Consider the following 13,915-nt stretch of genomic DNA (forward strand, 5'->3'; position numbering starts at 1 on the left):
CGTGCACGACGACGACCAGCACCGAGACGTGCGGGGCGACGACCGGCACCGAGACGTGCGGGGCGACGACCGGCACCGAGACGTGCGGGGCGACGACCGGCACCGGGACGAAGGGGCACGAGCCGGATGACCGCGGAAGCGATCAAGACACCGACGTACGGCAACTGGCGCCGGCCCCGCAAGGCCGGCCTCGGATCCTTCGGCCTGATCGGCACGGTAGGGGTGTTCGGCGGGCTGGTGGTGGTGCTGCTGGCCTCGCTGCTGTCGTTGCAGGCAGCCCTGGTGATCGGCGCGCCGATCGCGGCGTTGGTGGTGCCACTGGCCATCCGCACCCAGGACGGCCGGAACGTCTATCACCTCATGTCACTGCGGATCGGCTGGTCACGCCGCCGGTCCCGGCGGCAGCACCTGTACGTCTCGGGGCCGCTCTCGGCGCGCCCCGGCGGCCGGTTCCGGCCGCCCGGCCTGCTCAGCCGGGCCCGGATGATGGAGGGTCGCGACCCGTACGACCGTCCGTTCGGGGTGCTGCACCACCGGCACCGCAACCTGTTCACGGTGGTGCTCGGCTGCGAGCCGGACGGCGGCTCGCTCGTCGACCCCGACCAGGTGGACATCTGGGTGGCGATGTGGGGTGACTGGCTCGCCCGGCTCGCTCACGAACCGGGCCTGCGGGGCGCGTCCGTGGTCGTCGAGACCGCGCCGGATCCCGGCACCCGACTGGCGGGCGAGGTGCTCACCCGGATCACCCCGACGGCGCCGCCGGCCGCGCGGGCCGTGCTGGAGGAGGTCGTCGACAGCTACCCGTCGGCGTCCTCCGAGATGAACACGTACGTGACCCTCACCTACGGGATCCCCGGGGGTGACCGGCGCGACCCGGACGACGTGCTGACCGAGCTGGCGCTGCGGCTGCCCGGCCTGCTGGCCGGGCTGGTCGAGGCCGGTGGCGGCTTCGCCGAGCCGCTGTCCGCCGAGCGGATCGCCGAGGTCGTCCGGGTGGCGTACGACCCGGCCGTCGCGGCGGACGTCCTCGACGCCCGGTCCCGGCCCGGCGGTACCGGGCTGCGCTGGGCGGACGCCGGACCGGCCGCCGCCGTGGAGACCGTCACCGCCTACCAGCACGACTCCGGGGTGTCCCGCAGTTGGCTGCTCACCCTCGCCCCGCGCGGCACGGTGCGCGCGAACGTGCTGCGGAGCCTGCTCGAACCGACGCCGACCATCAGGCGCAAGCGGGTCGCCCTCATCTACCGCCCGATCGACCCCGCCACCAGCGCGCGGATCGTCGAGGCGGACCGCCGGGCCGCGCAGTTCATGGCGACCTCCACCCGCGGGATGGTCCGCGCCCGGGCCGCCTCGGAGGTCCGGGCCGCCGAGCAGACCGCCTCCGAGGAAGCGGCCGGCGCCGGTCTGGTCGAGTTCTCCATGGTCGTGACCGTCACCGTGGACACCGCCGCCGAGGTCGCCGACGCCAACGCGACGGTCCGCAACCTGGTCGGCGCCGCCCGCCTGGAGATGCGCCCCGCCGACCGGATGCAGGCCGCGGCGTTCAGCTGCGCGCTGCCGGTCGGGATCCTGCCCTGGGAGCAGGCGATGATCCCGCACGAGCTACAGGAGGCGTTGTGACCGGAACCGGAAGTGGGACCGGCGCCCGGCTTCGGGCGCTGGACCTGGGCGCCGGCTGGGAGCGGGGTGCGTCGGGCGACGCCACCGCGCTCACCGGGCTGGCCGTACCGCCGGTCGACCCGCCGGCGGACGGCCCGCCGCGCACCCGCCGGGAACGCCGGGCACGCGGCCGGCGAGCCCGGCTGGAGGCGGTCGAGCAGCGGCAGCAGCAGCGGCTGGCCAGGGCCAACCGGGACGCCGCGGTGCCGCACCGCGGCTGCCCGGAAGCCGGCGGCGGTCGGGTGGCCAGCCTCGACCCGCCGAGCCTCTGGCGGGCCACCACCGTGCAGGCGTGCGGGCTGTGGCCGTTCGCCTCCGGCTCCGGGGCGCCGATGGTGGGTGTGCCGCTGGGTCAGCACCTGGCGACGGGCGCCACGGTCTGCGGTGACCCGCTCAACTGGTTCACCCGGGCGCGCTACATCTCCAACCCGTCGCTGTTCATGCTCGGCATGCCGGGTCTGGGCAAGTCGACGCTTATCAACCGGATGCTCATCGGGTTGAGCACGCAGGGCGTGGTGCCGCTGGTGCTCGGCGACCTCAAACCCGACTACGCCGACACGGTACGGGCGCTGGGCGGGCAGGTCATCTCCATCGCGCGGGGGATGGGCGGGCTGAACATCCTCGACCCGGGTGCGATGGGCGCCGCCGCGGCCCGGATCGGCGGCGAGGCCGGGCAGGTGCTGTCCGCCGAGACGCACGGCCGGGTGCTCAACATGGTGGCGGCCCTGCTGACCATCGTGCGCGGGCAGAACATCTCCGACCACGAGCAGGCGGTGCTGTCGGCCTGCCTGCGGTTCCTGCGGGAACGGACCCCGCCGGGCCGCAGCCCACGGCTGACCGACCTGCTCCAGGTCATCGACGAGGGTCCGGCGCAGGTCCGGCAGGTCACCCTCGACCGGGGCCAGGAATCGCGGTACCGGGACGCGGTGGACCCGCTGCACCGGTCGCTGCTGGGGTTTCTCGACGGTCCGCTCGGTGACACGTTCGCCTCCGCCACGTCCACCCACATCGACCCGAACGCCACCGCGGTCTGCGTCGACATCTCCCGCATCGGCGAGGCCGACGGGCAACTGACCGCGGCGGCCATGCTGGCCGCCTGGTCCGACGGCCTCGGTACGGTCGCCGCGGCGCACGCGTTGGCCGACGCCGGCCACGCACCGCGCCGGTGGTTCTTCACCATCCTGGACGAGCTGTGGCGACCGATGCGGGCCGCCTCCGGCATGGTGGACCGGATCGACGCGCTGACCCGGCTCAACCGGACCCTCGGGCTGGCCGACGCCAAGATCACGCACACCCTGAAGGACGCCGAGGCGCTGGGCAGCGAGGCCGACAAGGCCAAGGCGCGCGGCTTCGTGGAACGGGCCGGCATGGTGGCCTGCGCCGGCCTGCCCCGCGCCGAGATGCGCGAACTGGGCAAGGTCGTCGGCCTGTCCCAGCGGGAGATCGAACTGGTCTCGTCGTGGTCGTCGCCGCCGGGCTGGGCCCAGGACGGCGAGCACGAGGAGCCGCCCGGCCGGGGCCGGTTCCTGATCAAGGTGGGTGGTCGGCCCGGCATCCCCATCCAGGTGGCGATCACCGAGACCGAACGCCGGCTGCACGACACCAACACCCGGTGGGTGGTCGAGGGCGGGGCCGACCGGGTCGCCGCGCTCCGCGCCGCGCAGGCCGACGCCATCGCCGCCGGCGACGTACCGATCGGGGTCGCCGCCGGCGACGTACCCATGGGGGTCGCCGCCGGCGACGTACCGGACGGGGACCTTGACGCCGGCGCGGCGCCCGAGGCCGGGCGGCGCGGATGAGCCCCCGGGGCGGCGCCGGGGGCGACATCCTGCCCTGGCTGATTCCGGCGCTCGCGCTGCTGAACCTCGCCCTGTTCGGCCTGAGCTGGCTCGGCGGCACGGTCGGCATGGCGATGACCGGCAACGGCTGGCACCCGCCGCCGTTCACCCTCGACCGGTACGTCAAGATCGTCACCGGCTCGGCCGTCGAGGTCTGGCCGGGCGCCTCGTCGTCCGTCCTCTACGGAGCGATCGCGGCGACCTTCGTGCTGACCGCGGTGCTCGCGGTGCTGGGCGGCCGGGCCGTCCACCGGCGGCTGACGAACCGGCCGACCGGGCTGGCCGGCCGGGCCGATCTGGCCGGCATGATGCCCAAGGGTGTCGGGGTGCGGGCCCGGGAGTTGCGGCCCTCGCTGCGCGGCGTCCGGCAGTTGCGACCCGACGACACCGGCAACCTGCTCGGCGACCTCGAACCGGCCGGACCCGAACTGCGGTCCTCGTTCGAGGACGTGGAACTGGACCTGATGGCCCCGCGCGCCGGCAAGTCCACCGGCATCGCGGTGCCGCGGGTGCTGCGGGCGCCCGGTCCGGTCCTGCTGACCTCCAACAAGTCGGACGTCTTCACGGTGACCCGCCGGGAGCGGATGCGGGTGGGCCGGGTGTGGACCTTTGACCCGCAGGGCATCGCGCACACCCCCCGGGAGATGTGGTGGGACATGCTGGCCGGCTGCGGCACCATCGAGGGCGCCCGGCGACTGGCCGGGCACTTCGTCGGCTCGGTCAACGACGACTCGTCCAAGAAGGACTTTTGGATCGCCGCCGCGCAGAACACCCTGACCGCGCTGTTCCTGGCCGCCTCCCGCACCGGGACGCGGGTGCCCGAACTGCTCGGCTGGCTCGCCGACCCGGCCGACCGCACCCCGGTCGACCTGCTCCGCCAGGTGGGCATGCCGGCCATGGCCGAGCAGTTGCAGGGCACCATCCGGGGCGCGGTGGAAACCCGGGACGGCATCTACGAGACCGCACGGCAGTGCGTGGCGTGCCTGCTGGACCCGGAGACGGTCGCCTGGGTCAGCCCGGACCACACCCGGCCCGAGTTCATCCCCGACCGGCACGTGCTCGGCCGGGACACCCTCTACCTGCTCTCCAAGGACGGCGGCGGATCGGCCGCGGGCGTCATCGCCGGGCTCGCCGACGCCACCATGCGGGCCGGGGTGGTGGCGGCCGAGCGGATGGGCGGCCGGCTGGACCCGCCGATGACGGCGGTGCTGGACGAGGCGGCGAACGTCTGCCGGATCAGCGACCTGCCCGACCTCTACAGCCACCTCGGCTCCCGCGGCATCAACGTGGTGACGCTGCTGCAGAGCTACCGGCAGGGCGCCCGGGTCTGGGGTGAGGCGGGCATGGACGCGCTGTGGAGCGCCGCCACCATCAAGCTGCTCGGCGCCGGGCTGGACGACGCCGACTTCGTCGACCGGGTCTCCCGGCTGGTGGGCCAGCACGACGTGCGAACGCCCAGCTTCACCAACAGCCGGGACGGTTCCTCCCGGTCGGTGTCGTACCGGCAGGAGCAGGTGCTGCCCGCCGACCGGATCCGGGCCCTGCCCAAGGGGACGGCGCTGTTGCTGGCCACCGGCGTGCGGCCGGCGCTCATCCGGTTGCGCCCCTGGTACCGGGAGCCGGACGCCGGACGCATCTCCGCGGCCGCCAAGGCCGAGGTGGCGGCGATCACCGAACGCGCCGCGGCGAGCTGGGAGGCCCGGGCCGGCCAGCGCGAATGGGTGCGCCCCGAGTTCTGACCGCCGGTACCGCCGGACTGCTCTACCCGGGATCCCGGGTAGAGCAGTCCGGCCCGGATCCCGGCGTCAGCAGTCGAGGTGGTCGCCCGGGTCGACACCGAGAGCCGCCGCGAACCGCTGGTAGGAGTCGATCCGGCTGCGCACCTGGGCGGTGTTGCCGCCGTTGCACTCCAGGGCACCGTTGATGCTGCGGATGGTCTCCCCGAAGCCACCGGTGCCGGTGATCGCCGCATGCGGGGTCATCGTGCCGGCGCCGGTCTGCGTCATCCAGAACCACAGTGCGGTCTGCCAGGCCACCGCCGGCTCCCGCCGCACCCGGTCGGGGTCGTTCAGCAGGTCGATCCCGATCGCGTCGCCCGCGGCCTTGTAGTTGGTGTTCCAGCTCAACTGGATCGGGCCGCGCCCGTGGTACGCGGTCTGCCCGGCCGGACACCCGTACGGCTGCGCCGCGTCGCAGTAGTTTCCCCACAGCGACCGGTTGACCTCCTCGACGTAGACGAGTCCGCCGGACTCGTGGTCGACGTTCGCCAGGAAGGCCGCGAGTTCCCGCCGCCGGACCGCCGGGTCACCGGCGCCGGCGAACGCCGGGAACCGGCTCATCGCCTCGACCAGCCCCTGATAGGTGTAGAAGCTGTTCCGGGACGGGAACATCCGCTCGAACTCCGCGACGGTCAACCCCACCCCGTCCTCCTCGTCGATCCGCTGCCTGGCGACGACCTGCGGGCTGGCGCCGGTCGGGTCGGCGCCGGTCGGACTCGCGCCGGACGGACTCGCGCCGGGCGCGCTCGCCGAGGCCTCCGGTGCGTCGGTCAGGTACTTGCGGAACAGCGCCCGGACCTGGAACGGGTAGCTGCCCGGGTCGACGGCCTTCATCCCGCCGGCCCGGGTGACGGCGTCCAGGCCGGCCCGGTACGCCAGCAGCGTCAGGCTGAGCCGGTCACCGACGATCGTTCCGTCGTCGAGCAGCTTCCCGATCTCGGTGGCCAGTGCACAGAGGTACCGCGCCTGGGCGTGGATCGAGTCGGAGACGTCCAATGCGGAGATCTGGCCGTTGCCGTCGTCGTCCTCGCCGAGCTTGGTGAAGGCGGCCTGCGGCACCTGGGAGATGCCCTCCCGGCCGTCCGGTCCGATCTTGCCCGCGTCGAAACCCGACTCGACCTCGATCTGCGCCGCCAGGATCGCCGGGCTGATCAGGTCGCACTCCGTGGCCGCATCCTTGATCGGTTCGACGGCGTCCGGCCGCGGCACCAGGTGTTCGGCGAAGGTGCCCTTGCCGTCGCCGGTCATCGCCGTGAGCACGTCCGCCGGGATCGCAGACGCCGACGGGTCGACCGGGCCGGCGTCGGAGGAAGAGGCGGCGCCGAGCACGAGCAGCACGGCGATGACCACCACCAGCGCGACGAGGGCGAGTGCCACCAGCGGGCCGAACCCGATGAGGCCGATCAGCGCCAGCACGAGGTGGGTCGCGTTCAGATTCAGCACCGACTTCTCCGCCTGCCGCGCGGCGATCAGCTTTCCGATCTTCATCCGTACCTCGCTCGCCGGGCCGTTCGTGGTGGCGCCCGGCGCGGTCGCGCCGGCTGCGCCATACGGACGGATCGGCGGCCGTTCCGGTTCAGTCCCCGGCGCCGAGGCCGGCTCAATCGGTGAACCGACGCGCCCGGCCCGTCGTCTTAGAGGGACCGGCAATGGGGCGGTGGAGGCGAGGCGGGTTCTGACCGAGGCGGCAGGGCGGAGGAGGAGGCCATGCCGGTGTTGCACGGCCGACGACGACAACGCCGCCGGGCGAAGCGCCAGGGCGCGCCGCAGCCCCGCCAGTCCTGTTGCCGGTCCCTCTCAGGGACTCCGGGTCTGCCAGTTCTGTACGGAGGAGGAACACGGTGAGCCTGCGAGCGACGTCGGAACGGCGCAGCCCGACCGGGACCGGCGGCGCGGCGGCCGACAGCCCGACCGACACCACCGGCGTACGCCGGGCGGCCCGGCACCGGCGCAGGACGACCACGACGACCCTGTCGGACGCCGGCTTCTGCTGGGTCGCCGCGCACGGCGGGGCCGGCACCACCACCCTCGCCACGGTGCTGGGCGGGCTCGACGCCGGTTGCCGGTGGCCGGAACCGGCCGACGGCGAGCCGGCCCGGGTGCTGCTGGTGGCCCGGACGCACGCCGCCGGAATGCGGGCGGCGTCCCGGGCACTGAACGCGATGCGGGAGGGCCGGCATCCGCCCGGCATGCGGCTGGTGGCGCTGGTGCTTGTCGCGGACGCACCGGGACGGCTGCCGATCGCCCTGCACAGCCGGGTACGGGTACTGCGCTCCGTCGCGCCGGTCTGCCGGATCCCGTGGATTGCGGAATGGCGCTCCGGCAGGACCGCGAGGGCAATTCCCCGCCAACTCGTGCGGCTCGGCCAACTGGTCGGCGCGCACCCGGACGGGACCCTTGGATAATTCGCTGCCCTGGGCGTGAACCTCGACCACGGGTCGGCCGTTCTGATGGCGTCGACAATCGCCGCGCCGGAAAGGAATGAGCCGTGACGGATTACCCGTACGACCAGAGTGGAATGCGTCGGCGCTCGGAACCGTCCGACCTGGAAGGTCCACAGCCGCTGGGCAGGCCGGGATTCCCGAACAGGTCCACCACCATGCCCCTGGTGCCACTGAACACCAGCCAACCGCTGCAACCGATCCACGAGCATTTTGCGTCGCCGTCGCCGACCGGTTCGAACGATTCCACCGATTCGGTGTCGCTGTCCGATGTGCCGGGTGCGGACGTGGTGGCCGACACGTCGAACGGAATGGTACTGGCCCGGTTCGGAAAAAATGCGTTCTACTGGCTGGAATCGGCCGGTGCGGTGACCAGCCTCATCGGCGCCGGGCTGAAGGGCGCCGCGCCGGGCTACGCCGAGGCCGCCTCGTACGTGCAGGGCGCCGGCGGGCTGATGACCGCCGTGGGCTCCCTCTACACGACCTACGAAGAGGCGCGCAAGGCGATGCAGAAGGGGCAGGTCGACCCGGAGCGTGGCCTGCCTGCGGAGAACGTCTCCCGGTTCACGAGCACGACAAGCAAACCCTCCGTGCAACTGGTGGGAAACCTGGTCAACTTCGCCGGCGGCGTGATCACCGCGGCCTCGGCGCTGGCCGCCGGGCGAACGGACATCGCCTTCGCCGGCAGCCTCATCAGCGGCGCGGCCGCGGCGGTCAAGAGTGTCAACACCGGGCGTGACGACCCGGGGAAGACCGGGAAGCACTTCCTGATCGAACACCGGGCCGAGATCACCGATCTGAACAACTGGAACCGGACTCCGTCGTCGGTCCGAACCGCGTTGACCAAGTTCTACGAGAAGGTGGACAAGAAGGCGACGGCGAAGCAGGCCGCCGCGCAGCGGCCGCAGCAGGACCAGAGCCGTCCCGCCGCCGCGGGCCGGTCCAGTTCCGTGAGCTACCAGGGGGGATACGGCTACCAGCAGAATCCCGCCGCGACCTGGGTGGCCGGCAGCAGCCAGGGCAGCACCGGCCAGGGCAGCAGCCAGCAGCAGCGCCGCCGCTGAGCGCGCTGGGCCCGGCCGGAGGGTCGGGCCCAGCGGCCGCTCAGCCCGGATACTCCTCGGCCGCCGGAGCCTCCTTGTCGCGGTGCATCCCCGGCTTGCAACCGGCGAACGGGCCGGCCGGGTCGCGCAGCGAACCCATCACCGGGCCGAGGTAGTCCCGGTGCCAGTTCGCCGGCCCGGTCATCGGGGAACCCGGGCCGGTCAGCTCGGTCCAGGCCATCCACAGCCCGTAGAGCTGGGCGACCGCCTCCGGGTGCTCCCACCACTGTGGGCACCACGGCGACGTCGAACCGGTCTCCCGGCCGTAGACGGGCAGCAGCAGGTGACGTACCCAGGTGCTGAGCCGGGCCACCTCATCGTCCTGCTCGTCGTCGTCGAGGTACAGGATGAATCTGGTCCCGGGCGGCGCCTCCGGATCCGGCGTCTGCGGATCCTGCGTGTCCGGGCCGGGAACGTGCGGCGCCGCCGGTACCGCCGGCTCGTCGGTCGGCCGGTCGGCCGGGCCGGCGTGCTCCACCGCGTGGGTCATCTCCGACCAACTCCTCTCGTCCCGTTGATCGATGCGCACAGGACGAGCCACGACCCCCGGCGGTTCACCGCCTCGGGCCGGCCGCGCCGAAATTCACCGGACCGCGGTGAACTCCGCGGCCGGGGGTTGCGTAAGGAGGCCATGGACCCGGCTGTGGAGAACCCGGCGAGCGCCGGAAACGACCCTTCCGAGCTCGACGACGCGCTGCGGCAGTTGCAGGAGCGGCACGCCCCGGCACTGCTGCACTACCTGCTCCGGCTGACCAACGGCGACCAGCACCGGGCCGAGGACATCGTCCAGGAGACCCTGATCCGGGCGTGGAGCCACCCGGAGGCCCGCGCGGACAGCGGCCAGTGGAGCCGCGCCTGGCTCTTCACGGTCGCCCGGCGCATCGCGATCGACCAGCTTCGGGCCATCGGCTCCCGGCCGCCCGAGCTTCCGGACGAGCGGATCGACGCGTACGGCGAGCGGGACGAGACCATCGACCGGCTCCTGGACGCGCGGGAGGTACGGGCGGCGCTGCGGGCGATGCCGGAGCGGCTGCGAACCGTCCTGGTGGCCGTCTACTTCCAGGAGTATTCGACCGCCGAGGCCGCCGAACTGCTGGACGTACCGCCGGGCACCGTCAAGTCGCGGACCTACTACGCGCTGAAGGCCCTGCGGGAGGCGCTGGTGGAGCGGGGTTTCATCGCCGGCCGGGCGGCGCCGGTACGCCGCTGAGACCGGTCCGCGGCCGGCGCCGGCCCGGCGCCGATTCCATCCGCCGGCAATCCGGCCGTAATCTTCCGGCCCACCGCGCGAACCAGGCGGCCTCCGGGTCCGTTCCAACGACCACACCCCGGGGTACGCCGGGCGGGCGGGATCCCGGCACGCCGGGACGGGTGAGGAGGCGACGTCGTGGAGGGCTCCGGCACGGCCGAACACGGGCTCGACCTGGGGCTGTACGTCCTCGGCGCGCTCACCGGAGAAGAACGCGAGCGGGTGGAGCGGCACCTCGCCGGCTGTGCGCGCTGCCAGGACGAGGCCGACGTGCTGGCCGAGGTCGTCGCGGCGTTCACCGTGCTGACGGAGGAGGACCGCCGGCAGATCGTCCAGGAGTTCGGCGTCCACCGCCGTCCGGGCGGGCGAACGAGGCACGTCCGGGCCGGCGGACTCCCCGGCGGACTCGCCGGCCGGCCGGCGCCGGCCGGTCAGCACCGGGCCAGGCCCGGTCCGGGGGTCGCGCCCGGCGCCGGAACCGGCACGGGCGCCGCTGCGAATCGGCTTGTCCGTCGTCCCGGCGCCGGCCGCTCGCACCGGCGTACCCGCGGTCTGGTCGGCCTCGCCGCCCTCGCCGTGGCGGGGCTCGTCCTCGCGGGGGTGCTGCTCGTACCCGGCCTGGGTGGTCCGGGCGATCGGCCCGGCGGAATCGCGCCGGCCGCGGCCGGAGTGGACGCCGCGACCGGCGCGTCGGTCTCGGTGCGGATCAGCGAACGCCCGGACGGCACCGCGGACGTGCGGGCCACGGTGACCGGCCTGCGCGCCGGCACCCCGTACCGGCTCTACGCCGTGGCCGCGGATGGCGGGACCCGGCTGGTCACCGCCTGGACCAGCGCCGGCTCGCCGGACGACGTCTCCGGCGAGCTGCCGGCGGCGTCGCCGGAACTCTCCTTCTTCACGATCACGCTGGCGGACGACACCCCGATCGTCTCGGCGTATCTGCTGCGGTCCGGCGCCGGCGGCACACCGGGCGGCTGACCCCGACCGGTGCCACCGGACGTGAACCGCGAGCGTCACCGAACCGTCCTGTGGCCGGCGCCGGAGCGAGGAGAGGACACCGATGTCTTGGACCAACCGCGTGGCTCTCGCCCTGGCGGTACTGTTGATCGTGGCGGTACCGGCCGCGCCGGCCGCAGCCGGCGGATACGTCAAGTACTACCGCGTCGCCGCCGCCCACGACGACACGCCGGAGACGCTTACCGAGATATCCCTGCGGCTGCTCGGCAGCGGCGAACGGGCCGGCGAGATCTACGACCTGAACGCCGGTCGCCCGCAGCCGGACGGGGCGAGCCTCAACGACCCGGCGACACTGCACACCGGCTGGCTGCTGGTGCTGCCGTGGGACGCCGCCGGGCCGGGCGTCCGGTACGGCACCCTGCCGGAAACCTCGGCCAGACCGAAGCCGAGCGCCTCCCCGCCCCGCGACGCCACCCCGACGGCCAGCGCCGGCCCCAACCCCAGCCCCAGCACGTCGGCCCGGTGCCCCGCCGGGGAGCCCGTGCGGCCGGGGCCGGACTGGGCGCGCGACCGGCTCGCCGCGCAGCGCGCCTGGCCGAGCAGCCGCGGCGGGGACCAACTCGTCGCGATCGTCGACTCCGGGGTGGACGCCGCCGTACCGCAGCTGCGCGGCCACGTCCGGCCCGGAACGGATCTGGTGGCCGGGCCGGGCCGGAGGGACGCCGACTGTCTGGGCACCGGTACGGCGATGGCCGCCATCGTGGCCGCCCAGCCGGCGGAGGACGGCGCGCTGGCCGGCGTCGCCCCCGCCGCCACGGTGCTGCCGATCCGGGTGCTGGAAGCCGAACCCACCGTCCCGGCCGCCCGGCAGGCGGCGGCCATCGAGGCGGCCGTCGCGGCCCGCGCCACGGTCATCGCGCTCGGCCGGTACGTCGACACCACCGACGGCGCGGTCGCCGGTGCCGTCGCCGCCGCCCTGGACCACAACGTGGTGGTGGTCGTGCCGGCGCCCGCGACGTCCGACGCGCCCACCGCCGCCCTCGGGTCGGCGGCAGCCGGTGCGTTCCCGGCGCCCTCGGCGGCCGGCACCGGTGCCACCGGCTCGGCCGAACCGGCGGCCCTGCCGGCCGAGGCGCTGCTGCGGGTGGCCGGGGTGGGCGCCGACGGTCGGCAACTCGCCGGGTACCGGGCGGGCAGCGTCGACGTACTCGCCCCCGGAGCTGAGGTGAACAGCCTCGGCACCGGCGGCACCGGCCCGGTCACCGGCACCGGCACGCATCTCGCGGTCGCCTTCGTCGCGGGCGAGGCGGCGCTGATCCGGGCCGCCGATCCCAAGCTGAGCGCCGCCGAGGTGGGCCATCGGGTACGGGCCACCGCGGATCCGGTCGGCCCGGTTCAGGTGCCGGACCCACAATCGGGCTGGGGCATCATCAACCCGAGCGGGTCGGTCCTGCCGCCGTCGGCCGCGCCGAGCGCGAGCCCCACGCCCGGGCAGGCCGCCGACAGCGTGCCACCGGCCGCGGTGACCGAACCGGTACCGGCCGGCTCCGGCCGCGGGGGCGACTGCTGGCCCTGCTCCTGCTCCTTCCCGTGGCCGGTGCCGGCGCGTACCTGGTGATTCGGCATCTGCGGCGGTCGCGGCGCCGGGAGATCGAACCGGAGGACGACTGGTCGGATTACGGCTCGCCCGAGTACGCCTCGTCGGATTACGTCTCGCCGGACGGTCCTGCCGAGCGCTCGGGGACACCCCTGGAACCGCCGCCACCGGCCCGTACGGCGCTGTCGACGGCCCTGCCTCCCCTGTCACCGCCTCCGCCGCCTCCGCCTCCGCCGCCTCCGCCTCCGCCGCCTCCGCCTCCGCCGCCTCCGCCGCCTCCGCCGGCTGCGCCGGCTGCGCCGGCTGCGCCGCCGGGTCGGCGGCCGGGCTCGCCGACGCTCGGGCCGCCGGCGTCGAGCATCCCGCCGCCACCACCCGCGCCGCCGACCGTCCCGCCGCCACTGCGGTCGCTGGCGATGCCCGTCCCGTCGGCGTCGGCGCTGCGGGCGGCCACCGCCCTGGCCGGCACCGAGACCCACTGGACCGACGGCTACCGGCGACCGGGCAGCGAGGCGGACGACCCGGACGAGGACGCCGGACCTCCGGACCACAACCGGTGAACCCGACCGGACCACCCGCCGGAGGCGGCGCCGACCCGCTCAGGCGTGATCCCGAGGGCTGGAGAATGGCTTCCCCGCTTGGCGCCGTTTCTGACGTGTTCCGTCCCCGAGCCCGTACATGCCGGCACGCCTTCCCCTGGCCTTCCTCTTTCCCTGGTCGATCTGCCGGTGGATAGATGGCGCCGAAGCCCGACCGGACACCGGCCAGGGCTGGTCGGCCTTTGGCCTGGACCTCGCGGCCTTCGCGCGGAGCCTTCACCACGTCGAAGTCATGGGTGCGACCCGCCCCATGTGCTGTTCTTGCTGGTGGTTCAGATCAGGCAGAAATACTCATCGTGGTCGTCGTCGTACCACATCCGAAAGGCGCCGGTGGTGGATGCCACATCGAGCAGACGAGGGATTACCGCGTCGAAGTCGATGCCGTGATCCGCGAAGCGCTTGCGTAGAAATGGCTGCACCGCACCGATTGAGGTACCCAGACCCATCAACGCCAGCCCTCGGACCAGGTCGACGTCCCTGCCGAGAAGCGTCCAGTATCCAGTGGGGCGCATCGCATCCAGGACGGTCGCCAGCCGGTCGGTCGGGACAGAAGCCGTGGCCAAGGGAAGGTACGTACTGTCCAGGTGCCGGCGGACCTCCCGGTCGACATCCCCCGTCCACGTGGAGAAGTCGGAGTTTCGAAAGTAGTCGTCACCACTGGCGAACAGACGGCGTGCGACGTTCACAGTGAGCC

Annotated in this window: 12 protein-coding genes; 9 read left to right on the forward strand and 3 right to left on the reverse strand. The window is 73.9% G+C overall.

Features of this window, described 5'->3' with window-relative positions:
* Positions 1-126 precede the first annotated feature (126 nt).
* Genes CIK06_RS03385 through CIK06_RS03395 form a run of 3 tightly spaced genes read left to right on the forward strand, consistent with a single transcriptional unit; the run spans position 127 to position 5,236 of the window.
* Positions 127-1,620, forward strand: coding sequence for an SCO6880 family protein (locus tag CIK06_RS03385; RefSeq protein ID WP_095563584.1), 1,494 nt, complete (start codon positions 127-129; stop codon positions 1,618-1,620).
* Complete coding sequence (locus tag CIK06_RS03390; protein WP_232533991.1) at positions 1,617-3,458, forward strand: ATP/GTP-binding protein; 1,842 nt, start codon at positions 1,617-1,619, stop codon at positions 3,456-3,458. The genes CIK06_RS03385 and CIK06_RS03390 overlap by 4 nt, the downstream gene beginning before the upstream one ends.
* On the forward strand, positions 3,455-5,236 hold the full coding sequence (locus tag CIK06_RS03395) for a type IV secretory system conjugative DNA transfer family protein (protein ID WP_095563585.1): 1,782 nt from the start codon (positions 3,455-3,457) through the stop codon (positions 5,234-5,236). Before CIK06_RS03390 ends, CIK06_RS03395 begins: the two co-directional genes overlap by 4 nt.
* A gap of 66 nt (positions 5,237-5,302) precedes the next feature.
* Here CIK06_RS03395 and CIK06_RS03400 read toward each other — a convergent pair whose 3' ends face one another.
* Positions 5,303-6,763: a glycoside hydrolase family 19 protein gene (locus CIK06_RS03400; protein WP_095563586.1), complete on the reverse strand. Its 1,461-nt coding sequence runs from the start codon at positions 6,761-6,763 to the stop codon at positions 5,303-5,305.
* Between the two features lie 353 nt (positions 6,764-7,116).
* On the opposite strand from CIK06_RS03400, the gene CIK06_RS03405 reads away from it, so the two are divergent.
* On the forward strand, positions 7,117-7,680 hold the full coding sequence (locus CIK06_RS03405) for a DUF6668 family protein (RefSeq protein WP_232533992.1): 564 nt from the start codon (positions 7,117-7,119) through the stop codon (positions 7,678-7,680).
* 203 nt (positions 7,681-7,883) lie between these two features.
* A complete protein-coding gene (locus tag CIK06_RS03410; RefSeq protein WP_157756587.1) occupies positions 7,884-8,780 on the forward strand; it encodes a hypothetical protein in 897 nt (298 codons plus the stop codon).
* Between the two features lie 40 nt (positions 8,781-8,820).
* Here CIK06_RS03410 and CIK06_RS03415 read toward each other — a convergent pair whose 3' ends face one another.
* The gene (locus CIK06_RS03415) at positions 8,821-9,309 is read right to left on the reverse strand and encodes a DUF4913 domain-containing protein (protein WP_095563588.1); all 489 of its coding nucleotides are present in this window, start codon (positions 9,307-9,309) and stop codon (positions 8,821-8,823) included.
* A gap of 141 nt (positions 9,310-9,450) precedes the next feature.
* Between CIK06_RS03415 and CIK06_RS03420 the strand changes: the two genes are divergently transcribed.
* The 4 genes from CIK06_RS03420 to CIK06_RS29100 all read left to right on the forward strand — a co-directional run bounded on the left by CIK06_RS03420 (position 9,451) and on the right by CIK06_RS29100 (position 13,182).
* Positions 9,451-10,029, forward strand: coding sequence for a sigma-70 family RNA polymerase sigma factor (locus CIK06_RS03420; RefSeq protein WP_095563589.1), 579 nt, complete (start codon positions 9,451-9,453; stop codon positions 10,027-10,029).
* A gap of 177 nt (positions 10,030-10,206) precedes the next feature.
* A complete protein-coding gene (locus CIK06_RS30545; protein WP_095563590.1) occupies positions 10,207-11,046 on the forward strand; it encodes a zf-HC2 domain-containing protein in 840 nt (279 codons plus the stop codon).
* A gap of 100 nt (positions 11,047-11,146) precedes the next feature.
* Positions 11,147-12,643 carry a S8 family serine peptidase gene (locus CIK06_RS03430; RefSeq protein ID WP_157756588.1) on the forward strand — a complete coding sequence of 499 codons (1,497 nt, stop codon included), beginning with the start codon at positions 11,147-11,149 and terminating at the stop codon, positions 12,641-12,643.
* Between the two features lie 395 nt (positions 12,644-13,038).
* A complete protein-coding gene (locus CIK06_RS29100; protein WP_157756590.1) occupies positions 13,039-13,182 on the forward strand; it encodes a hypothetical protein in 144 nt (47 codons plus the stop codon).
* A gap of 311 nt (positions 13,183-13,493) precedes the next feature.
* On the opposite strand, the gene CIK06_RS03440 is transcribed toward CIK06_RS29100, so the two are convergent.
* Positions 13,494-13,907: a hypothetical protein gene (locus CIK06_RS03440; protein WP_095563593.1), complete on the reverse strand. Its 414-nt coding sequence runs from the start codon at positions 13,905-13,907 to the stop codon at positions 13,494-13,496.
* Positions 13,908-13,915 lie beyond the last annotated feature (8 nt).

The organism is Plantactinospora sp. KBS50 (assembly GCF_002285795.1).
Lineage (GTDB): Bacteria > Actinomycetota > Actinomycetes > Mycobacteriales > Micromonosporaceae > KBS50.

Coding starts and splice junctions, on each gene's coding strand:
- CIK06_RS03395 (WP_095563585.1), top strand. CDS start 3,455: ATGAGCCCCCGGGGCGGCGCCGGGGGCGACATCCTGCCCTGGCTGATT.
- CIK06_RS03420 (WP_095563589.1), top strand. CDS start 9,451: ATGGACCCGGCTGTGGAGAACCCGGCGAGCGCCGGAAACGACCCTTCC.
- CIK06_RS03415 (WP_095563588.1), bottom strand. CDS start 9,309: ATGACCCACGCGGTGGAGCACGCCGGCCCGGCCGACCGGCCGACCGAC.
- CIK06_RS03385 (WP_095563584.1), top strand. CDS start 127: ATGACCGCGGAAGCGATCAAGACACCGACGTACGGCAACTGGCGCCGG.
- CIK06_RS03400 (WP_095563586.1), bottom strand. CDS start 6,763: ATGAAGATCGGAAAGCTGATCGCCGCGCGGCAGGCGGAGAAGTCGGTG.
- CIK06_RS29100 (WP_157756590.1), top strand. CDS start 13,039: ATGCCCGTCCCGTCGGCGTCGGCGCTGCGGGCGGCCACCGCCCTGGCC.